The organism is uncultured Polaribacter sp., from assembly GCF_947501385.1.
Classification (GTDB): domain Bacteria; phylum Bacteroidota; class Bacteroidia; order Flavobacteriales; family Flavobacteriaceae; genus Polaribacter.
In genome coordinates, this window is the sequence record NZ_CANMVP010000011.1 from 66,090 (window position 1) to 85,356 (window position 19,267).

At 30.6% G+C, this 19,267-nt stretch carries 21 protein-coding genes and 1 tRNA gene; 11 read left to right on the forward strand and 11 right to left on the reverse strand.

Annotation, left to right across the window (positions count from 1 at the left end):
- Positions 1–52: 52 nt before the first annotated feature.
- Positions 53–685: a hypothetical protein gene (locus Q0998_RS08765; RefSeq protein WP_299669027.1), complete on the forward strand. Its 633-nt coding sequence runs from the start codon at positions 53–55 to the stop codon at positions 683–685.
- Here Q0998_RS08765 and ppk2 (Q0998_RS08770) read toward each other — a convergent pair.
- The gene (ppk2, locus tag Q0998_RS08770) at positions 682–1,467 is read right to left on the reverse strand and encodes a polyphosphate kinase 2 (protein ID WP_299669030.1); all 786 of its coding nucleotides are present in this window, start codon (positions 1,465–1,467) and stop codon (positions 682–684) included. The genes Q0998_RS08765 and ppk2 (Q0998_RS08770) overlap by 4 nt on opposite strands.
- Positions 1,468–1,471: 4 nt before the next feature.
- Positions 1,472–2,329: a polyphosphate kinase 2 gene (gene ppk2 / locus Q0998_RS08775; protein ID WP_299669033.1), complete on the reverse strand. Its 858-nt coding sequence runs from the start codon at positions 2,327–2,329 to the stop codon at positions 1,472–1,474.
- A 93-nt stretch (positions 2,330–2,422) separates the two neighbouring features.
- On the opposite strand from ppk2 (Q0998_RS08775), the gene Q0998_RS08780 reads away from it, so the two are divergent.
- Entirely contained in the window at positions 2,423–3,373 is a 951-nt protein-coding gene (locus Q0998_RS08780) for a lipid A deacylase LpxR family protein (RefSeq protein WP_299669036.1), read from the forward strand.
- Positions 3,374–3,720: 347 nt separating this feature from the next.
- Here the strand turns inward: Q0998_RS08780 and Q0998_RS08785 are convergent, their stop codons facing one another.
- Positions 3,721–5,145: an AAA family ATPase gene (locus tag Q0998_RS08785; RefSeq protein WP_299669038.1), complete on the reverse strand. Its 1,425-nt coding sequence runs from the start codon at positions 5,143–5,145 to the stop codon at positions 3,721–3,723.
- A 107-nt stretch (positions 5,146–5,252) separates the two neighbouring features.
- Between Q0998_RS08785 and Q0998_RS08790 the strand changes: the two genes are divergently transcribed.
- From Q0998_RS08790 to Q0998_RS08800, 3 genes are read left to right on the forward strand one after another with little or no spacing between them, the layout of a single operon-like run.
- Positions 5,253–5,984 (forward strand): hypothetical protein, encoded by a 732-nt coding sequence (locus Q0998_RS08790; RefSeq protein ID WP_299669041.1) that lies wholly within the window; start codon positions 5,253–5,255, stop codon positions 5,982–5,984.
- Complete coding sequence (locus Q0998_RS08795) at positions 5,968–6,789, forward strand: DUF3822 family protein (RefSeq protein WP_299669044.1); 822 nt, start codon at positions 5,968–5,970, stop codon at positions 6,787–6,789. Before Q0998_RS08790 ends, Q0998_RS08795 begins: the two co-directional genes overlap by 17 nt.
- A complete protein-coding gene (locus tag Q0998_RS08800) occupies positions 6,786–7,340 on the forward strand; it encodes an RsmD family RNA methyltransferase (protein WP_299669047.1) in 555 nt (184 codons plus the stop codon). The genes Q0998_RS08795 and Q0998_RS08800 overlap by 4 nt, the downstream gene beginning before the upstream one ends.
- A gap of 2 nt (positions 7,341–7,342) precedes the next feature.
- Here the strand turns inward: Q0998_RS08800 and Q0998_RS08805 are convergent, their stop codons facing one another.
- From Q0998_RS08805 to Q0998_RS08825, 5 genes are read right to left on the reverse strand one after another with little or no spacing between them, the layout of a single operon-like run.
- Positions 7,343–8,296 carry a MoxR family ATPase gene (locus tag Q0998_RS08805; protein WP_299669050.1) on the reverse strand — a complete coding sequence of 318 codons (954 nt, stop codon included), beginning with the start codon at positions 8,294–8,296 and terminating at the stop codon, positions 7,343–7,345.
- Complete coding sequence (locus Q0998_RS08810; protein ID WP_299669053.1) at positions 8,296–9,678, reverse strand: peptidylprolyl isomerase; 1,383 nt, start codon at positions 9,676–9,678, stop codon at positions 8,296–8,298. The genes Q0998_RS08805 and Q0998_RS08810 overlap by 1 nt, the downstream gene beginning before the upstream one ends.
- The gene (locus tag Q0998_RS08815; RefSeq protein ID WP_299669056.1) at positions 9,644–10,489 is read right to left on the reverse strand and encodes a hypothetical protein; all 846 of its coding nucleotides are present in this window, start codon (positions 10,487–10,489) and stop codon (positions 9,644–9,646) included. Before Q0998_RS08815 ends, Q0998_RS08810 begins: the two co-directional genes overlap by 35 nt.
- Positions 10,486–12,126: a peptidylprolyl isomerase gene (locus tag Q0998_RS08820; RefSeq protein WP_299669059.1), complete on the reverse strand. Its 1,641-nt coding sequence runs from the start codon at positions 12,124–12,126 to the stop codon at positions 10,486–10,488. Before Q0998_RS08820 ends, Q0998_RS08815 begins: the two co-directional genes overlap by 4 nt.
- Before the next feature lie 8 nt (positions 12,127–12,134).
- Positions 12,135–12,416, reverse strand: coding sequence for a DUF493 family protein (locus Q0998_RS08825; RefSeq protein ID WP_299669062.1), 282 nt, complete (start codon positions 12,414–12,416; stop codon positions 12,135–12,137).
- Positions 12,417–12,513: 97 nt separating this feature from the next.
- Between Q0998_RS08825 and Q0998_RS08830 the strand changes: the two genes are divergently transcribed.
- The 5 genes from Q0998_RS08830 (at position 12,514) to Q0998_RS08850 (ending at position 17,001) form a co-directional block, all read left to right on the forward strand.
- Positions 12,514–13,053 carry an ATP-binding protein gene (locus Q0998_RS08830; protein WP_299669065.1) on the forward strand — a complete coding sequence of 180 codons (540 nt, stop codon included), beginning with the start codon at positions 12,514–12,516 and terminating at the stop codon, positions 13,051–13,053.
- Entirely contained in the window at positions 13,050–14,945 is a 1,896-nt protein-coding gene (locus tag Q0998_RS08835; RefSeq protein ID WP_299669067.1) for an ATP-dependent DNA helicase RecQ, read from the forward strand. The genes Q0998_RS08830 and Q0998_RS08835 overlap by 4 nt, the downstream gene beginning before the upstream one ends.
- 2 nt (positions 14,946–14,947) lie before the next feature.
- On the forward strand, positions 14,948–15,892 hold the full coding sequence (fmt, locus tag Q0998_RS08840; protein ID WP_299669069.1) for a methionyl-tRNA formyltransferase: 945 nt from the start codon (positions 14,948–14,950) through the stop codon (positions 15,890–15,892).
- A 190-nt stretch (positions 15,893–16,082) separates the two neighbouring features.
- The gene (locus Q0998_RS08845) at positions 16,083–16,355 is read left to right on the forward strand and encodes an HU family DNA-binding protein (RefSeq protein WP_299669072.1); all 273 of its coding nucleotides are present in this window, start codon (positions 16,083–16,085) and stop codon (positions 16,353–16,355) included.
- Between the two features lie 88 nt (positions 16,356–16,443).
- Positions 16,444–17,001 carry a YqgE/AlgH family protein gene (locus tag Q0998_RS08850; RefSeq protein WP_299669075.1) on the forward strand — a complete coding sequence of 186 codons (558 nt, stop codon included), beginning with the start codon at positions 16,444–16,446 and terminating at the stop codon, positions 16,999–17,001.
- Here Q0998_RS08850 and Q0998_RS08855 read toward each other — a convergent pair.
- Together Q0998_RS08855 and Q0998_RS08860 are read right to left on the reverse strand one after the other, a co-directional pair.
- On the reverse strand, positions 16,998–17,831 hold the full coding sequence (locus Q0998_RS08855; protein WP_299669078.1) for an aminotransferase class IV: 834 nt from the start codon (positions 17,829–17,831) through the stop codon (positions 16,998–17,000). The genes Q0998_RS08850 and Q0998_RS08855 overlap by 4 nt on opposite strands.
- A 99-nt stretch (positions 17,832–17,930) precedes the next feature.
- Complete coding sequence (locus Q0998_RS08860; protein ID WP_299669081.1) at positions 17,931–18,314, reverse strand: START-like domain-containing protein; 384 nt, start codon at positions 18,312–18,314, stop codon at positions 17,931–17,933.
- A gap of 109 nt (positions 18,315–18,423) precedes the next feature.
- Between Q0998_RS08860 and Q0998_RS08865 the strand changes: the two genes are divergently transcribed.
- Positions 18,424–18,497, forward strand: a tRNA-Met gene (locus tag Q0998_RS08865).
- Positions 18,498–18,547: 50 nt separating this feature from the next.
- On the opposite strand, the gene Q0998_RS08870 is transcribed toward Q0998_RS08865, so the two are convergent.
- Positions 18,548–19,264, reverse strand: coding sequence for a flavodoxin family protein (locus Q0998_RS08870; RefSeq protein ID WP_299669083.1), 717 nt, complete (start codon positions 19,262–19,264; stop codon positions 18,548–18,550).
- Between the last annotated feature and the right edge of the window lie 3 nt (positions 19,265–19,267).

Sequence of the window (19,267 nt, forward strand, 5' to 3'; positions counted from 1 at the left end):
TTTTAATTTAGATTTAAATTTAAGACACTAATTTTGTTGCAAAAATAAGCATATGCTGAAAACTGCTCCTATTTCTACTGAAAACTTCTTTAAACAATCTTTAAAAAAGGTAAAACTAAGTGAAGATCGTAAGCAATTATTGAATACTATTTCTGAAAAAGTAGCCGCAGCATATACAAAACATGGAATTGTCAATTTAAATTTCATCTGTACACACAATTCAAGAAGAAGTCAATTAGGACAGGTTTGGGCATTTTATGCGGCACATTTTTTCAACCTACATATAAATTCTTTTTCTGGCGGAACTGAGGTAACTGCTTTTTATAGAAATACAGTTAAAACTTTACAAAAAGTAGGTTTCGACTTTCAGCTAGCAGATTTCTCTCATCAAAATCCTAAGTATCTAATCTCTTTTAAAGGAAGTAAAAAAACTATTTTAGGTTTCTCTAAAAGGTTTGACAATATAGAAAATTGTACGCCTTTTATAGCAATAACTACCTGTAACAATGCTGATAAAAATTGTCCGTTTATCCCCACAGCGTTAGAAAGGTTTCATTTGCCTTTTGAAGATCCGAAAACTTCTGATGGAACTTCTGAACAGACAGCAACATATTTAAAAACAAACCTACAGATTGCTGCAGAAGTCTATTTTATTTTTGATAAAATCAAAAAACTATTGGCTTAGACTTCTAAGTCTTTGTCATAAGGAATGCTGTTTAAAACATGATTAATTACGTTTACTCTCGCTTCGGTTTTTCTATTCGCTCTTATTACCTTCCAAGGAGAAATTTTTGTATTTGTCTTTTGAAACATCGCATTTTTATACTCTGTGTATTGATCCCATAAAATTTGCGCTCTTTCATCTAACTTTGTCATTTTCCACTGTTTTAAAGGATTGCTTTTAATATCGGCAAAACGTTTTGCTTGTTCCTTTTTAGAAATAGACATGTAAATTTTAACTAAATGAATTCCAGATTCTAAAATCATTTTTTCAAAATCATTTACCTGATTCATAAAAATTTTATATTCTTCTTGTGTGCAAAACCCATTTACCGGCTCTACCACTGCTCTGTTGTACCAACTTCTGTCAAAAAAAACAATTTCACCAGCTTTTGGTAATTGCTCTACATATCTTTGAAAATACCATTGCGTTTGTTCATCTTTTGTTGGTTTTGGTAAAGCAACAATTTTCATGTGACGTGGATTGATACGTTCTGTAAGCCTTCTAATGGCACCACCTTTTCCTGCAGCGTCTCTGCCTTGAAAAACAATAATAATGCGTTCGTTATTATGAATTGCCCATTTTTGCAGACGTATTAATTCTACCTGTAGTTTTTTTAATTTTTTTTGATAATCTACATATCGTAAACTTCTTTCAATATTATAAGGTTCTTTAGACAACAGTGCTAAAAGCCCTTTTTTGGTAGTTAATTTATTTACTTCTTTTGCAGTTAGTTCTTTCTCCATAACATTAATCTATATTTCTATTAGACCTATAATATCGCATTACTACGTTGGGATCTGGTGTTAGTATTGTTTTTGCTTCTTCTTTACCATCATAATCAAATTGAGAAATTACATGTCTCATCGCTTCTAATCTTGCCACTTTTTTATCGTTGGTTTTTATCATCATCCAAGGACTATAAGAAGTATGTGTTTTAGAAAACATTTCTGATTTGTAATGTGTATATTTATCCCAAAGCATTTGCCCTTTTTTGTCTACAGGACTAAACTTCCAACGTTTTAAAGGGTTTTCTTTACGAGCCTCAAAACGTCTTAATTGTTCATCTTTTGTAATGGAAAGCCAAAATTTTATAATGATCACACCATCTTCATACATCATGTGTTCAAATTCTGGCACTTGTACTAAAAATTCTTTGTATTGTTGCTCTGTACAAAATCCCATCACAGGTTCTACCACAGCTCTGTTGTACCAGCTTCTATCAAAAAACACAATTTCTCCAGGATTTGGCAATTCTTTTATATATCGTTGAAAGTACCATTGCCCTTTTTCTACTTCTGTGGGTTTATTTAAAGCGACCAATCTACTAGAACGAGGATTTAAATGTTCCATAAACCTTCTGATGTTTCCACCTTTCCCAGCAGCATCACGCCCTTCAAAAATAATTGCTACACGTTTGTTTTCTTTCGAAATCCAACGTTGTAATTTTACCAGCTCTATTTGTAACAAGCGTAATTCTTCTGTATAAATAAGTGTTTTTTTTACTTTGTTATACGAATCGCTTTTATGTTTAATTAATTCTAATAATTCTTTGTTGGTTTCTATCTTTTGAAAATCCTCAGCAGTCAATCTTTTCTTTGTACTCATGTATTTTATTTCGGACTCTAAAAATATTACTTTTTTTTGTTAATAAAGTTAAAAAAACACCAATTTAAGGAAGTTATTTTATATTTGCTATTCATGAAAAAAATTCTAGTCCTTCTTTTTTTCTCCTCTTCTATTTTAGCCTTTTCTCAAAAGAAATATTCTAAAGAAATAAGTTTTATTACTGAAAATGATTTGTATACGTCTACCTATGACGATAGGTATTATACAAACGGCATGTTTCTCTCTTTTAAATATTTATCAAAAGAGAAAAAAAACAACTTAGAAAAAAAGGTTTTAGCCTGGGAAATTGGTCACAGAATGTATACTCCTGCAGTTCCTTTAGTAAAATCTGTAGAAGAACATGATAGATCTTTTGCGGGATATCTTTATGGAAGTTTTGGTATCAATCGAATTTATAAAAAAGACAAAAGCTTTCATACAACAATTCAACTTGGGGTATTAGGCTCAAATGCATACGCAAAGGAATTGCAAGGTTTTATTCATAACATATATGGTTTTAGAAAAACCGTAGGTTGGAAACATCAGATAAAAGATGCTTTTGCAATTAATTTTAATACAGCCTATAATGCCTTTTTATTAAAAGACAGTTCGAATCACTTTGATATTTTTTGGACAAACTCAGGGAAAATTGGTACTGTTTTTACAGACCTGTCAACAGGGTTGTTAGCCAGAATAGGTCTAAAGCCACTACAATCTTTAGCTAACTCCATTGCTTTCAACACTAATCTTAATGATAAAAATACTTCTTATTTTAGAGAAACAGAATCTTTTTTCTACATAAAACCATCCTTAAGGTATGTTTTATATGATGCTACTTTTCAAGGAAGTTTTTTAAATAAAGGCAGTGAAGTTACCAATGAATTAATTCCATTAGTTTTTAACTTAGAAATAGGATTTAGATTTACGGCAAACAGATTTAATTTCGGATACGTTTATAACTATAACTCAAATAAAGCAAAAAATTTAAGATTCGATAACGGTCATACATATGGCTCTGTTATTTTGAATTATTTGTTGAAATAAATATTTTATAAAAGAAATCTAAAGGAGTCAGAGCCATAGAGGTATTTCGCTGGTTTCATACCCAGTCAAGCTGGGCACATGCTTTGACCTGAAAAAAGGTCAAAAACCATCCCGACAACATTCGGGACTATATTTAGATTCCCGTTACCCAATCAAGTTGGGCACATGCTTCACGGGAATGACAGTTTCAGCGGAAACCCCGAAGTAGAGCCTCGAGGAATTCTTTTCGATTAAAATAGACTTCGGCGAGCTCAGTCTGACATTTGTTATTTTTTATTAAAATTGGTTTTTTGATAGGACACCTTGAGATCTTGAAAACTTGAAACCTGAAACCTGAAACCTGAAACCTATTCTATAAAAAAATCATCTTTAAAACCAATCAAATAGAGTTTTTCTTGTGCTCTGGTAATTGCTGTATACAGCCATCTAAAATATTCTTTAGAAACACCATCTGGTAAATAAGGTTGTTCTACAAAAACGGTTTTCCATTGTCCTCCTTGAGATTTATGACAGGTCATTGCATAAGAAAACTTTACTTGCAAGGCATTGAAATACACATTCTTTTTGATTGCTAAAAACTGTTTGAATTTCGATTTTTCATGTGCATAATCTTCCTTTACTGCTTGGTATAGTTTATTAGATTCTTCATAGGTTAAAGAAGGTGTTTCACTTGTTAATGTATCTAATAATAAAACGGTTTCAAAAGGATGCATTTCTGGGTAATCGATCATTCTAATTTCTACTTCAGCAAACTTAAAACCGTACAATTCTTTGATAGAAAAAATCTTTAAGACTTCGCAAATATCTCCATTTGCAATAAAACCTGCTTTCGAAGATTCTGGCAACCAAAAATAATTATTCTTAACTATCATGATATAATCTCCTGCAGAGATTTCATTTTCCTGACCTCTAATATTAAATCTTATTTGCTGATTGTATTGGTTTGCACGTTTGTTAGAGCGCACAATAAAAGCAGTATCTTCTACGCCATTACTTTCGTAAGCGGTTACAATAGCATCTTCAATATCATAACCATCTTCTAACCTTTTGATATCTAGAAAACCAACATCAAACTGAAATTTATCACCTTTATTTTTTAATAGCAGTCTTAAATAAGTCGCATTTGCTAAAATACCTGAATTTTCATGCTGACGCATTACTTCATCTAACTCAATTTCGGTAACTTGTTTATGGTATTCATAGGTTAATGTATCTTCTTCTAAAGCGGGTGAAACATCTAATTTAACTGGTGGAAGTTGCGCTGTATCACCAATAAAAATCAACTTACAATTTACGCCAGAATATACATAAGAAATCAAATCATCTAGCAAAGAACTAGTATCAAAAAATTTCTGATTTTGTTTGCTATCTGGAATCATAGAAGCCTCATCTACAATAAAAATAGTGTTTGTATGCTTATTGGGTTGCAAAACAAAATCTACAGAACCATTGGTTTGTTTTTTCGGAAAGTAGATTTTTTTATGAATCGTAAAAGCTGGTTTTTTAGAATACACAGCAATTACTTTTGCAGCTCTACCTGTTGGTGCTAATAAAACCGCTTTTTTACCCGCAGTCCATAAAGAATTTACAAAAGCACCAATGGTGGTTGTTTTACCAGTACCCGCGTATCCCTTTAACAGAAATAAAGCATCTTTATCTTCATTAAAAATAAACTCACTTAGCAGTTGTAAGAGTTTGCTTTGTTTTGTTGTAGGTTGATATGGAAATTTCTTTAACAACTCTTTATTAAAATCTACTGGTTTTTCTATCATAAATGAATTAAAGCATCAAAGATACATTGATTTGTAAATAAAAGTTTTTATCATTAAAAAAAAATTGTAGATTTGCGATAAGACTATCTAAAAAATTTATCAAAAAAATGGGATTATTAGGAATGATTTTGGCTGCAGTTTTAGGTGCAGTAGTTATAGCTATCGTTGTAGTTAAGTTTTTACCTTTAAAATTAAGATGGTTAGCATCTATATTACTTTTATTCTTAGCAATCTTTTTAGGATATAAAATTTATAATGGTATTATGGAGCCTATTATCTTTAACGAAAAGAAAGTGAAAGTGTATGCCCCAGTTGTAGATAATCTAAAGATTATTAGAGATGCGGAAGTTAAATATTATGAAGTTACTGGTAATTATACAGAAGATAAAACAGGATTGATTCGATTTATAGATTCTGCAAAATTGGCTTTAACAAATACGAAAACTATTGTTAAGACTGTAAACGTTGGTGGTGGCATTACAAAAGAAGTAGAAGAAAGAGTAACAGATACTGTGGGTTATGAACCTGTTTTAAAATACTTTGAAAATAAGGATTATAAAAATATGTTTAAAGTGCCAGGTGTTGCAAATAAAGAATTTGAATTAGAAGTTGGTACTGTAGAGAAGGTTCAAGGTTTGGTAGTACCCACCTTTAGAGCGAGAACACCTAAGAAAAATCTTTTAGAAGGTATGAATCCGTCTTTAGTAAAACTAGAGTTAGAAGCACTTTCAACAGATCAAATTAAAGGAGAATATATTTCTGTAGGATCTTTAGATGAAGTGACTACCGCAGGAAACTGGCCACCTTCATACGATAAAAGAGGTGATAAAAAAGAATAGCAATATTTCTTCGAAATTCATAAAAGAAAATAGATTATCCATCCAATTTAATTTGGATGGATTTTCTTTTTCTATTTATAACACTACATCTAAAAAAGATGTTTATTTCTGTACATATACTTTTGAAGAAACGCAGACAACACCAGAACAGCTACTTTTAAAAATTGAAGAAATTTTTAAGAAAGATACCTATTTACAACAAGATTTTTCTGAGGTAATTGTAATCCATCAAAACAATCTTTCTACGTTGGTTCCTAATCATTTTTTTAACGAGAATGAGCTGGCATCTTATTTGAGTTTGAATATCAAAACACTCGCAACAGATTTTATTGCTTTTGATGAAATAGCCGTTTTAAACGCTAAAAATATTTATGTACCCTACATGAATATAAATAATTATTTGTTTCAGAATTTTGGTGAGTTCGAATACAAACATCATAGTTCTGTTTTGATTGAAAAGCTTTTAAAAACCAATAAATTTCAAGAGAAAACAATGTACGTGAACGTGTCTAAAGAGTCACTAGATATTGTTGTTTTAGAAAAAGAGCATCTACTACTTTCTAATACATTCTCATATGATTCAAAGGAAGATTTTCTATATTATATACTCTTTGTTGCAGAACAATTAAGCTTAGATAACAATGAATTTTCTCTTTATTTTATAGGTGAAATAACTATAGATTCAGAGATTTACAAGATCACCTACCAATATATTAAAAACGTGTACTTTTTAGAAAGTACAAACTCCATATTCACAGAACTTAATATGGCAAAACATACTAACTTCATACTCTTAGGCTCATGAGAATTATTTCTGGAAAATTAAAATCGAGACGTTTATCTGCTCCTAAAAATTTGCCCGTTAGGCCCACAACAGACATGGCAAAAGAATCTTTGTTCAACATTCTAAATAATACTTATTTTTTTGACTCAATTTCTGTGATTGATTTATTTTCTGGTACTGGAAATATTAGTTATGAATTTGCTTCTAGAGGAACAAAAACCATCTGGGCAGTTGATGCGCATTCTGGATGTGTTAAATACATCAACGAAACTGCAAAGCAACTAGATCTAGACATTCATACTTTTAAGAGTGATGTGTATAAGTTTCTTGAAAAAACAGCTCTCAAAGCCGATGTTATTTTTGCAGATCCACCGTATGATTTTGAAAAAGAGCAATTTTTAAAAATTGTAGATTTGGTTTTTGATAGAGAAATCTTAAATGAAGATGGCGTTTTAATTGTAGAACATTCCAAACACACAGATTTGACAACTCATGAAAAACATAAATATGACAAACGTTATGGTGGAAACGTTTTTAGTTTTTTCGAAAATCCTACAGAAAAAGAAGTATAATATTATAAAAGAGATTCTATAATAGCAGCAATTGTAATTCCTTCGGCTTCAGCTTTGTAATTCTTAACAATTCTATGAGATAAAATAGGAATCGCTATCGCTTTTACATCTTCTATATCTGGAGAATATTTACCATGTACCGCTGCATGCGCTTTTGCTCCTAAAATTAAGTTTTGAGATGCTCTTGGACCCGCACCCCAATCTAAATAGCTTTTTACCATTGCTGTAGCTTTATTAGATTTAGGTCTTGTTTTACCCACCAAACCAACAGCATACTCAATAACATTATCTGCCACTGGTATTTTTCTAATAAGCTTCTGAATTTCAACAATTTCTTCACCAGAAAAAACACTCCTAACTGTCTGATTTATAATAGAAGTAGTGCTTTTTACAACTTGCACTTCTTCTTCAAACGTTGGATATTCTAAATGAATAGAAAACATAAATCTGTCTAATTGCGCTTCTGGTAAAGGATAAGTACCTTCTTGTTCAATTGGGTTTTGTGTTGCTAAAACAAAAAATGGCAATGCTAATTTGTAGTGATTTCCAGAAACAGTTACAGAGCGTTCTTGCATAGCTTCTAATAATGCAGCCTGAGTTTTTGGTGGTGTTCTGTTGATTTCATCAGCTAAAATAATGTTGGAAAAAATAGGCCCTTTTATAAATTTAAACTGCCTGTTTTCATCTAAAATTTCACTTCCTAAAATATCTGAAGGCATTAGATCTGGTGTAAACTGAATTCTTTTAAAGTTTAAGCCCAAAGCATCAGAAACAGTATTCACCAATAATGTTTTAGCCAAACCAGGCACGCCAATAAGTAAAGAATGACCTCCACAAAAAACAGACAATAACGTAAAGTTTACTGCTTCTTTCTGACCAATAATTACTTTTCCAATTTCAGCTTTTAGAATTTCGAACTTACTTACTAAATTGTTTACTGCTATAACGTCCGACATTATTTGCTTGTTGCTTTTTTCCAGTTCTTCTTAAAAGCACATTCTTTATAGTCGTCTCCTAATTTAATATATGTGTCTTTAATTTTTTCTTTAGACCATTTTTCTATAGTCTCTTCTTTCTTTTTCTTTAAAGCAAGTTCTTGAATTTTTACATAATCATTTACCAATTCTGCAGTGTGCGTATCTGTTCTTTCTTTCATTAAAATGAACTTGTACATTTTCTCTCCACCTCTAGCTTCGTCATAAAAAACATCTGTAAACTCGCCTTGCTGTAAATCGTTTACTCTTGCATACATTGCAGGATCCATTCGCGTTAAATCGAACTTAGACTCACCTGTATAAGGGTTTAAAACAATACCACCATTATTTTTAGACGCTTTTTCATCTGAATATTTTTTTACAGCTTCGGCAAACGTAAGTTTTCCTTCTTGTATGTCTCTTTTAATCTCCTCGAGCTTTAATTGTGTTTCTTTTAAACGGTCTTCTGGAATTTCTGGTTGCATTAATATATGAGAAACTACTCTTGTGTTTCCTTTAATTTCATGCAACTGAATGATATGATACCCAAACAGTGTTTTAAAAGGTTTTGATATTTCATCTTTTTCTAATGAAAAAGAAACTTCTTTAAATTCTTTGATAAAACTAGATTCTTTGGTTACTTGCATTTTACCTCCATTCTGAGTAACTCCTGGATCTTTAGAGTTGATAATGGCTTTCATTCTAAAACTTGCGCCATCTAAAATAGCTTGTCGAATCTCATTCAATTCTGAAACTATTTTATTATTTTCCTCTGTAGTTGGTTCTGCATTCATGACAATTTGAGCCAATTCTATTTCTGCAGTAAATTCTGGTAATTCTCCTTTTTCTTTTAAACCATTAAAATACAAACGTACTTCTTCTGGTGTAACATCTATCTTTTCAGTAATTTTTAGTTGTTCTTGTTCTACAAGTGCATTTTCTTTTTGCACATTATACAATTCTCCCTTTAAGTCATCTAAATCGTTAAAACCATAGGCTGCAATTACTTTATCTACAGAACCATATTCTTGTGTAAAAAACTGAATACTTCTTTCTACTTTTTGATTGACCTCTGCATCAGAAACAGTAACACTATCTACCACCGCATGATGAGAAAGTAATTTTTGTTGCATTAATTCTTCTAACATTTCACAATCTGAAATGGTAATTTTACCTTCGCTTCTAAGTTCTACCTCTTGCTTAAATTTAGCAATATCTGAATCTAAAACGATGTTTTTACCAATCACAACTGCTACTCCATCAATCTTTATTTTTTGGGCAGCTGCTTGAAATGTTGTTGCTATAAATACTAGAGCAATTAAAAGTTGTTTAGTATATTTTGAAATTATTGTTCTCTGTGGCATCTTTTACTATTATTTTTTCAATATCTCTTATTAATTCGATTTTACGTTTGTGCAAAATCATTTCTTTTACGGTAGACTTTATATAGCTTAACGGAGCTATATCATTACGATATAAAACGTCTTTTATAGCCACCAAATATAAACCTAATGAATCTTGTTTTTGAATGAATTTTGTTTTTTTTAACAGATTTTCTTTAGAAAAAGGCAGTTTTAACAAAATCTTATCCAATTCTGTCCAAACAGAATCATTCAACTGGTAGATCTTAAAACTCAACTGTTGACTTTCTAACGCTTCTGCATCTTCAATTTCATCAGATTTAAATAAATCTATGATTTCATCTTTATCATTTATAGTGTTCGGAAAATAAAGATATTTAGATTTTACGAGCACTTCATTCAATTTAAAATTCTCATTATTTGCTAGATAATACATTCTAATTTCTTCATCAGAAATTAAAGTATCTAATTGCTGCTTTATCAATTCTTCTTTATACTTATTAATTAACAGACTTTCTTTGTAATCATTTACTAACGTGTTGATATTTTCTAAAGATTCTGATGAGTTGTTATTTCTGGCTTTTTTTAATAATAATTTTTTAAGCGCCCAATCTTGGATAAAACTTTTAACGAGAATAAGACTGTCTTCTTGAGAGATGTTTCTAGGCAAAAAACCTTCTAAGTCTTCTTTAAATAATTTTTCTGTATTGACAATTGCAATAATTTCTGAACTCTTGTTTTCCTTTTCTTGTACTAACAAATAATCACAAGAGGTTAGAAAAAGCATGCAAAAAGATAGAAGAACTAATCTCATTTTTTCTTTTCGTAAAATTTAATCAGCTTTTTTAATTGCTTTTTGTTTATTTTTATTGTATTCTTTCTTCTTAATTCTGCAATCCAATTTTCTTCTAAAAAATTTTGATAATCGTTCATTACCTCACCTTTTATATCTTCCAACTCTTTAGACTTGTATTTTTCTGGGTGATTAGAGAAATAGTTTTTTAAACCTAAAGTATCTTTAGAAGATTTGTCCCATATTTTCTGTTGCATCAATTCAAACAACAACAAACCATCTTCATATTCTTTTAAAGTATATGCATATTCTGGTTCTGTAAATATTAAATTTTCTTTATAATAAGCTAAAATTTCTTGATTTTTAAACATTTCAAAAAGTAAAAAAACTGCCTTATGTCTTCTATTTCTAATGTAATTTACAAATTCTTCTTGTGTAATATTTTTATCATTAATACTTAAAATGGTATTTTGAAGGGAATCTTTTGGAATTGCTCTGATATTTTTTCTTTCTAAAATTTTCTTAGCCTCTTCATTTTCTACAATCGTATAAGAAGCTTTCAATTTATTTATTACAGCCGTTTCAGACATTTGCATTCTAGAACTTTTCTTTATTTTAGTAGCAATATCTTTTTTTAGTTCACTAAAAGGTTTTATAGGGTATTTTTTTAGTAATTTTACAATGTGCCAACCAAAACGGGTTTTAAAAGGTTTTGAAAAATCACCTTCATCTTCTAATGAAAAAGCGGCGTCTTCAAATGGCTTCACCATACGACCTTTTCCGAATGTATTCAATTTACCACCTTTGGTTTTAGAACCTCTGTCATCTGAATACGCTTTTGCTAAAACTTCAAAGGCTTCTTTTTGTAGCAGTTTTGCATACACTTCATCTATTTTAGTCTTCCCTACAACCGTAGTATCCATTATTAAAATATGTGCGGTCTCCAATTCACCTTTCGATTCACGAAAATCATCTACTTTAATGATATGATATCCAAATTGTGTTCTAAATGGCATGGAAACCTCCCCTACTTTGGTAGTATACGCGGCATCTTCAAATGGAGAGACCATTTTAAAAGCATCAAAATATCCTAAATTTCCTTGATTTCCTTTTCTTCCAGATTTTGGATCATCTTGAGCAGACTTGTCATCTGATGTTTCTGAGGCAACTTTACCAAAATCTTCACCACCAACAATTCGATCTCTTATTTTTAAGATTTTATTGTACGCTTGTAATGTGTCTTTTGGAGTTGCTTCTTTAGAAGTTCTTATTAAAATATGTTTTGCTTTTACTTCATTTTTTGTTCTGAAGTAAATATCTTTTACCAAATTTGCAATAAACGTGGTATCTTGTAAATAAGGTGCAGAAAGCTGATTCTTATAGGTTTCTATTTCCCTTTTGTAAGAAGGCAAGGTATCTAACTTTAATTGATAAGCTTCTTTTACTTTTAACTTATAATTTATATAAAGTTCTAAGTTTTTAGTAATATCTTTTGCTTCTTCGCTGTCTATGATGTTTAAATTTTTTTCATAAACACGTTTAAAATCTGCTATGCTTGTTTTGTCCTTATTAATGGTGACTAGCGTTTTTTCTTTTTTTTGTGAAAAAATGCTCATGCTGATAAATACAATACAAATTGTTAAAATGCTATTTTTCATAAATAAACTTATAATGATATGATTCCTTTTATTTTTTCTGCTTTTCTGTAATATGCAATTACTTCTTCAGAATTTTTTAACTTTAAAACGATAGAAACACTCACATATTTGCCCGTTTTAGATTTTTTTGTATTTATAACGGCACCCGTATTATTAAATAAGGTTTCTACTTCTGCAACCTGATTTTCTGTTGTAGGCACAATAAACTTATATAAGTAATCTGCTGGAAAAGAGGTGGTATCTTCTAGCTGCACTTTTAATTTGTTGTAAAATTCGTCTTTATTGGACATAATAATTGTTAAAATTTTTCTAAACTATTTACAAATTGCAAGACACAAAATTACATTAAAAATTAGTTTTATAAAGGGAATGATTTATTTTTGTAAAATGCAACAAAAAATAGTTCTTATTGGAGGCCCAGGAACTGGGAAAACTACTGTTTTAAATGAACTTATAAAAAGAAATTTCTACTGTATGCCAGAAGTTTCTAGAGCCGTTACTTTAAAAGCAAAAGAAGAAGGAATCGATCAACTCTTCTTAACAGAACCTTTATTGTTTAGTAAAATGCTCTTAGAAGGTAGAGAAGAACAATATGTAAAAGCAAATCTTTTAGCCGAAGAAATTGTTTTTTTTGACAGGGGAATACCAGATGTTCATGCATATATGAACTATTTTAATACGGAATATCCAGCTTTTTTTATTAAAAAAAGTGCTCAATATACATATTCTAAAATTTTTCATTTTTCTCCTTGGAAAGAAATTCATATTACAGACAATGAGCGTTATGAATCTTTTGAAGAATCTGAAGAAATTGATGCTTTTTTAGTAAAAGCGTATTCAGAGTTAGGCTACAATTTAATAAATGTACCTTTTGGTTCTGTTGAAGAACGCACCAATTTTATTGTTAATTCGCTTTCTTGCGAATGATGATTTCTCCAAAAGAAATATTAAAAGAATATTGGGGGTTTTCATTATTTAGAGAACCACAAGAAGAAATCATCAAAAGTGTACTCGCACAAAATGATGTAATTGCTCTATTGCCAACTGGTGGTGGAAAATCTATTTGTTTCCAAGTGCCTGCATTGGCAAAAGAGGGTGTTTGTATTGTCATTTCTCCATTAATTGCATTGATGCAAGATCAAGTAGAAAACTTGAACAATCGAAATATAAAAGCAACTACAATTCCCTCAGGCAGCAGTCAAGATGAAATGATTACACTTTTTGACAACATTAAATTTGGAGGAATTAAATTTCTATACATTTCTCCAGAAAGATTACAAGCCACATTCATTCAACAAAAAATTAAAGAACTAACTGTAAATTTAGTAGCTATAGATGAAGCACATTGTATTTCTGAATGGGGACACGATTTTAGACCTTCCTACAGAAATATTAAGGCTTTAAAAGAACTTTTACCGGCAATTAATTTTATTGCTTTAACAGCAACAGCTAATAAAAAAGTTTTAGAAGATATCACAAATAATTTACAACTTTCTAAACCTATACTTTATAAAAAATCTTTTTACCGAGAAAACTTAGCCTATCAAATTTTTAAAATTGAAGACAAGCTAGAAAGAATACTTCAAATTTTTAAGAAGACAAAAGCACCTGCGATTATTTATGTAAACTCAAGAAAAAAAACAGAAGAAATCGCTAATTTTTTAAATGCAAATGCTTTTAAGAGTACCTTTTATCACGCAGGTTTATCTGTAATTGAAAAACAAATTGCTTTTAATGATTGGATGACTGAAAAGAAACCAATTATTGTGGCTACCAATGCTTTCGGAATGGGAATTGACAAAGCAAATGTGGGTTTGGTTATTCATTATAATTTACCCGCTAGTATAGAAAATTATGTACAAGAAACGGGGAGAGCAGGTAGAAATGAAAAAAAATCTTTTGGAGTACTACTCTATAATGAAAACGATATTTTTTTACATAAACAACAAACAGAAAATTCAATACCAACCCTTACGGAGGTCAAAGAAGTACATAGAAAATTATACCAACATTTTAGAATTCCTTATGGTGAGTTGATCGAAGAAACATTCTGGTTTAATTTCTTAGAATTTTGTAAAAAATACAGTTTCCAAGTAGTAAAGACAGATGTAATTCTAAAACTGTTGTCTAATTATGGTAGCATTGAATTGAATACCAACTATCAAAAAAAATCGACTTTAAAAGTTGTTGGTACGCATTATTCAATTGTAAACTTTTCTAAAAAAAATAGCTCTTTAAAAAATTTTATAAGTGTACTTTTAAGAACTTATGGCGGTCTTTTTGAAAGCGAAACAAAAATCGATGAATTCTTTTTAGCAAAAAAAGCAGGTATTACTTCCTTACAAGTCATACAAAATTTAAAAATATTAGAAGATCAAAACCTGGTCACCTACCTTCAAGTGAATAGTACAATTTCTATAAACTTTTTATTGCCAAGAGAAGATGATAAAACCATCAATCGATTTTCTAAGCAGATAAAAAAGTTCTTATCTTTAAAAAAAGAAAAAGCTGCTAATTTTATAAATTTTATCAAAAACGAAGATATTTGTAGAAGTATACAACTGCTTGCGTATTTTGATGAAAAAACCCAAAAAAAATGTGGTATTTGTGATGTTTGTATTGCCAACAAGAAAAAAGATAAGAAAGATTTATCACTAAATATACTCGCGCTTTTAAAAGAAAAAGAACCCTTATCCTCAAAAGAAATTAGCAATCGTTTAAATGCTTTTGAAAAAGACATTTTAATACATTTGCAGCGCTTGTTGTCTGAAGACACCTTAAAGATTACCCATCAGAATACATACCAACTAAAAAAATAATTATGAGAGATTTACGAATCGTTTTTATGGGAACGCCCGATTTTGCAGTAGCCATTTTAAAACATTTAGTAGAGAACCACTATACCATTGCGGGGGTTATTACGGCACCAGACAAACCTGCCGGTAGAGGAAGAAAATTAAATGAGTCTGCTGTAAAAAAATACGCAAGCTCTCAAAACATCTCTATTTTACAACCAACCAATTTAAAGAATGAAGATTTTTTAAAAGAATTAGCCTCCTTAAATGCCAATCTACAAATTGTAGTTGCTTTTAGAATGCTCCCCAAAGTAGTTTGGCAAATGCCAGAATTTGGGACCTTTAATTTACATGCTTCCTTATTGCCAGCATACAGAGGTGCTGCACCAATACATTGGTCTATTATTAATGGAGAAACAAAAACTGGCGTCACCACTTTTTTTATTGATGATAAAATTGATACTGGCGAAATTATTTTACAAGAAGAAATTGCAATTCATCACAATGAAACAGTTGGTACTTTGCATGACAAATTAATGCATTTAGGCGCTGCTCTGGTTTCTAAAACTGTAGATTACATTGGTAAAGGTGACATTACAACAACAAAACAGCCTGATTTAGAAGAAAAATCTGCACCCAAATTAAACCCAGAAAACACAAAAATAAACTGGTCAGACTCTCTAGAAAACATCTATAATAAAATTCGTGGTTTAAATCCGTTTCCTGCTGCTTGGACAATTATTCAAAATAACGAAGAAGAAATTTCTGCAAAAATTTACGCAATTCAAAAAGAGGTAGCAGATCATAATAATGCTGTTGGAAAAATTATAGCAACCAAAAAAGAATTGAAAGTGGCTGTTTATAAAGGATACATTATAATAGATGAAATTAAACTTTCTGGTAAGAAAAAAATGGACTCAAAAAGTTTGCTAAATGGCTATTCTTTTTCTTCAGAAGCAAAAATGTTGTAAAGCCTTTATTAGCAAGGTTTGTAGGGTTTTTTGATTCTCAATGCTTGGTTTATTAACAATTGATATACTTTTATTAACAAAAAGGCACTTTTTTAGGGGTCAAATTTGCGTAAGCCCACAATCCGTCTATATTTGTTAAGCTTTTAAGCGAAAAAATAATTTATTAAATAATTTTTAAACACAATTTATTATGAACAAATCAGATTTAATCGATGCAATGGCTGCTGACGCAGGAATTTCTAAAGTAGCTGCTAAATCAGCTTTAGAATCTTTTACAGGGAACGTAACTTCTTCTTTAAAGAAAGGTGAAAAAGTTGCTTTAGTTGGTTTCGGAACGTTCTCAGTATCTAACAGAGCTGCAAGAAGTGGAAGAAATCCTCAAACTGGAAAAACAATCCAAATTGCTGCTAAAAATGTAGCAAAATTTAAAGCTGGAGCTGGATTAAGCGATGCTGTAAACTAAGACTTATAGTTTTAAATAATATAAAACTCTCTTTTTAAGAGAGTTTTTTTATTTTAAATTATTTCTTATATTTAAAAATAAAAAACAAATGTCTAAACTAAAACCAAAAAAAGGAAGATTATTAGTTGCAGCACCTGCCATATTAAACGATCATTCTTTTAATAGAGCAATTGTTTTGTTAACTGAGCATACAGAAACCAATTCTGTAGGTTTTATTCTAAACAAACCTTTAGAATATAGTCTTAATGATCTGTTACCTGACATCAACTGCTTTTTTACTATTTATCAAGGCGGTCCTGTAGAACAGGATAATTTATATTTTGTTCACAGAGTGCCTCAACTATTAGAAGATAGTATAGAAGTTACAAATGGTGTCTTTTGGGGAGGTAATTTTAAACATTTAAAAAAACTTTTAAATGAAGGCGTGTTAGAAGAATCTGACATTCGCTTTTTCTTAGGGTATTCTGGTTGGGATAAAAACCAGCTGACAGATGAGCTAAAAGAAAAATCTTGGTTTGTTGCAGAAAATGATTTTGAAAATATTCTTTCTTATGATGGGGAAAGTCTTTGGAAAAATATGTTACTACAAAAAGGTGGTAATTATAAACTTTGGGCAAATGCACCCAGTGACTTTAATTTAAACTAGCTTCCTGCTATTTCTACTATTTTTAAATTCGCTTGTAATTTATTCCCTAATTCGGTTGTAAAAGATTTCTTTTTATATTTAGTCACTGGCTGAATACCAACAATTGCATTTGTTATAAAAACTTCATCTGCTTTTTGAACTTCAAAAGGAGAAATGGCTGTTTCTTCAATAGTAAAATCTTTATTTTTCATAAGAATTTCAATTACTTTTTTTCTTACAATCCCTTTAATGCAACCTTCCGTTAGAGCAGGTGTTTTTACAATGCTACCTTTTACAATAAAAACATTTCCATTGGTAGCTTCTACAACACCTTTGCGTTCATTTAATAAAATACAATTGTCTAAATCATTTTCATCTGCAAAAATACTGGCCAACGTATTTAACATTCTATTATTTGTTTTTATGGTTGATAAAAGACCCGAATAATTATAAAAATCTTTAAATACATCTATTTTGTATTCACTTTTAAATGTATGATTAGTTCCAGAAGCTTCTAGTAAATAATCAATTTCGTTTGTATCTGGCGTGTACAAACCTCCATCTTTTCTAAAAACATTTAGGCGAACTCTATATGTTGCAGTTTCTTCTAAAACGGCTATCGTTTTTAAAATTTCTTGTTCTAAAAATTCCAACGTAAATTTCATAGGAATTTTCATGCGGAGCATTCTCATAGAAGCCATCAATCTAAAATAATGGTCTTCCCAAAAAACCACTTTTTTATTGGATACTTTAATTGTTTCAAAAATACCATCGCCATATTTAAAACCCCTATTGTCTGAACTTAGACGTATATTTTCTTTAAATAATAACTCCCCGTTAAAATTAACCATTACTTTATTTTTTGGAGTTGCAAAATTACTATATTTTGACAGAATTAGACATAAAAAAACCAGCAATTCTGCTGGTTTTACTATATTTTATAATTTGTTTTAAGCACCAATTGTTTGCCTTAACTCATCTATTTGGTTCTCCCAAAGTTGTTTAGATTCTTCTACTTCGTCTTCGTCATCAGCAAAATCTGTAACAATTAAAGAAACATCTTTTGTTAAAGGATCTACTTGAATTCTAATTTCGAAAAAACTTTCATCATCGCCACTTTCTAACCATTTCCAACGAATTCTTTCACCCGCTTTTTTTGTAATTAGTTCGGCCAACTCTTCGGTATCTTCCCAAACAAAACTAAATACTTTTCCTCTAGAATTTACTTTGTCTGCAAACCATTCTTGTAAGTTTGATGGAGAAGAAATATATTGATACAACATATTTGGAGATGCGTGAATTGGGATTTCTAACTCAAATTGTACTTTTTCCATTGCTTGTTTTGTTAAGTGAACAATATAGGTATTTATTCTATTTAAAAAAAATTAAAAACACACGTTGCCAATCTATAAAAAGTAATTATATTTGCACCCGCAAACCAATGGCGAGGTAGCTCAGTTGGTTAGAGCGCAGGATTCATAACCCTGAGGTCACGGGTTCAAATCCCGTTCTCGCTACAATTAATTCAAAAAAAAAGTGCAACTGTAATGGTTGCACTTTTTTGATTTTAGAATTGCCTATATTCTGGGTTTTCAAAATTCCACCGTTTTCCTTCATCCCAGTCTTCTCTAGAGTTTCCGTAGGCTGAATAGCCTTCATTTTGCTTTAGCATATTTGCTAAATGCATTAGATTATAAGTCATAAAGGTGGTATTTCTGTTCGTAAAACTATTGTCTTTCGCATTGCTTTCTTCGTCTAAGTAACTTGGTCCAGGACCTACTTCACCAATCCAACCGCAATCTGCCTGTGGTGGAATTGAATATCCTATGTGTTGCAACGCATATAAAATTCCCATAGCACAGTGTTTTACACCATCTTCATTTCCTGTAACAACACATCCTCCAACTTTGCCATAGAACATATACTGTCCTTTTTCATTGGTTTTACTACTCATACTATACAATCTTTCAATTAGTTTTTGTGCTATTGAAGATTTTTCTCCCAACCAAATGGGAGTTCCAATAATGATAATATCTGCTTCAAATATTCTTTTGAATAGTTTTGGCCATTCGTCTGTTTTTTCACCGTGTGCTGTCATATCTGGATACACACCAGAGGCAACATCATGATCTATGAATCTAATATCGATTACATTTACACCTTCTTTCTCCATAATTTTTCTGGAGAGTTGCATTAATCCATCTGTATGGCTTTTTCTAGGTGATTTCTTTAAAGTACAATTTACATATACTGCTTTTAGTTTTGAAAAATCGGGGGTTCTCATGGG

What these genes read in the sequence shown, in the direction of transcription:
- Q0998_RS08765 (WP_299669027.1), top strand. Translation starts at nt 53, where the DNA reads ATGCTGAAAACTGCTCCTATTTCTACTGAAAACTTCTTTAAACAATCT.
- ppk2 (WP_299669030.1), bottom strand. Translation starts at nt 1,467, where the DNA reads ATGGAGAAAGAACTAACTGCAAAAGAAGTAAATAAATTAACTACCAAA.
- ppk2 (WP_299669033.1), bottom strand. Translation starts at nt 2,329, where the DNA reads ATGAGTACAAAGAAAAGATTGACTGCTGAGGATTTTCAAAAGATAGAA.
- Q0998_RS08780 (WP_299669036.1), top strand. Translation starts at nt 2,423, where the DNA reads ATGAAAAAAATTCTAGTCCTTCTTTTTTTCTCCTCTTCTATTTTAGCC.
- Q0998_RS08785 (WP_299669038.1), bottom strand. Translation starts at nt 5,145, where the DNA reads ATGATAGAAAAACCAGTAGATTTTAATAAAGAGTTGTTAAAGAAATTT.
- Q0998_RS08790 (WP_299669041.1), top strand. Translation starts at nt 5,253, where the DNA reads ATGGGATTATTAGGAATGATTTTGGCTGCAGTTTTAGGTGCAGTAGTT.
- Q0998_RS08800 (WP_299669047.1), top strand. Translation starts at nt 6,786, where the DNA reads ATGAGAATTATTTCTGGAAAATTAAAATCGAGACGTTTATCTGCTCCT.
- Q0998_RS08805 (WP_299669050.1), bottom strand. Translation starts at nt 8,296, where the DNA reads ATGTCGGACGTTATAGCAGTAAACAATTTAGTAAGTAAGTTCGAAATT.
- Q0998_RS08810 (WP_299669053.1), bottom strand. Translation starts at nt 9,678, where the DNA reads ATGCCACAGAGAACAATAATTTCAAAATATACTAAACAACTTTTAATT.
- Q0998_RS08815 (WP_299669056.1), bottom strand. Translation starts at nt 10,489, where the DNA reads ATGAGATTAGTTCTTCTATCTTTTTGCATGCTTTTTCTAACCTCTTGT.
- Q0998_RS08820 (WP_299669059.1), bottom strand. Translation starts at nt 12,126, where the DNA reads ATGAAAAATAGCATTTTAACAATTTGTATTGTATTTATCAGCATGAGC.
- Q0998_RS08825 (WP_299669062.1), bottom strand. Translation starts at nt 12,416, where the DNA reads ATGTCCAATAAAGACGAATTTTACAACAAATTAAAAGTGCAGCTAGAA.
- Q0998_RS08830 (WP_299669065.1), top strand. Translation starts at nt 12,514, where the DNA reads ATGCAACAAAAAATAGTTCTTATTGGAGGCCCAGGAACTGGGAAAACT.
- Q0998_RS08835 (WP_299669067.1), top strand. Translation starts at nt 13,050, where the DNA reads ATGATGATTTCTCCAAAAGAAATATTAAAAGAATATTGGGGGTTTTCA.
- fmt (WP_299669069.1), top strand. Translation starts at nt 14,948, where the DNA reads ATGAGAGATTTACGAATCGTTTTTATGGGAACGCCCGATTTTGCAGTA.
- Q0998_RS08845 (WP_299669072.1), top strand. Translation starts at nt 16,083, where the DNA reads ATGAACAAATCAGATTTAATCGATGCAATGGCTGCTGACGCAGGAATT.
- Q0998_RS08850 (WP_299669075.1), top strand. Translation starts at nt 16,444, where the DNA reads ATGTCTAAACTAAAACCAAAAAAAGGAAGATTATTAGTTGCAGCACCT.
- Q0998_RS08855 (WP_299669078.1), bottom strand. Translation starts at nt 17,831, where the DNA reads ATGGTTAATTTTAACGGGGAGTTATTATTTAAAGAAAATATACGTCTA.
- Q0998_RS08860 (WP_299669081.1), bottom strand. Translation starts at nt 18,314, where the DNA reads ATGGAAAAAGTACAATTTGAGTTAGAAATCCCAATTCACGCATCTCCA.
- Q0998_RS08870 (WP_299669083.1), bottom strand. Translation starts at nt 19,264, where the DNA reads ATGAGAACCCCCGATTTTTCAAAACTAAAAGCAGTATATGTAAATTGT.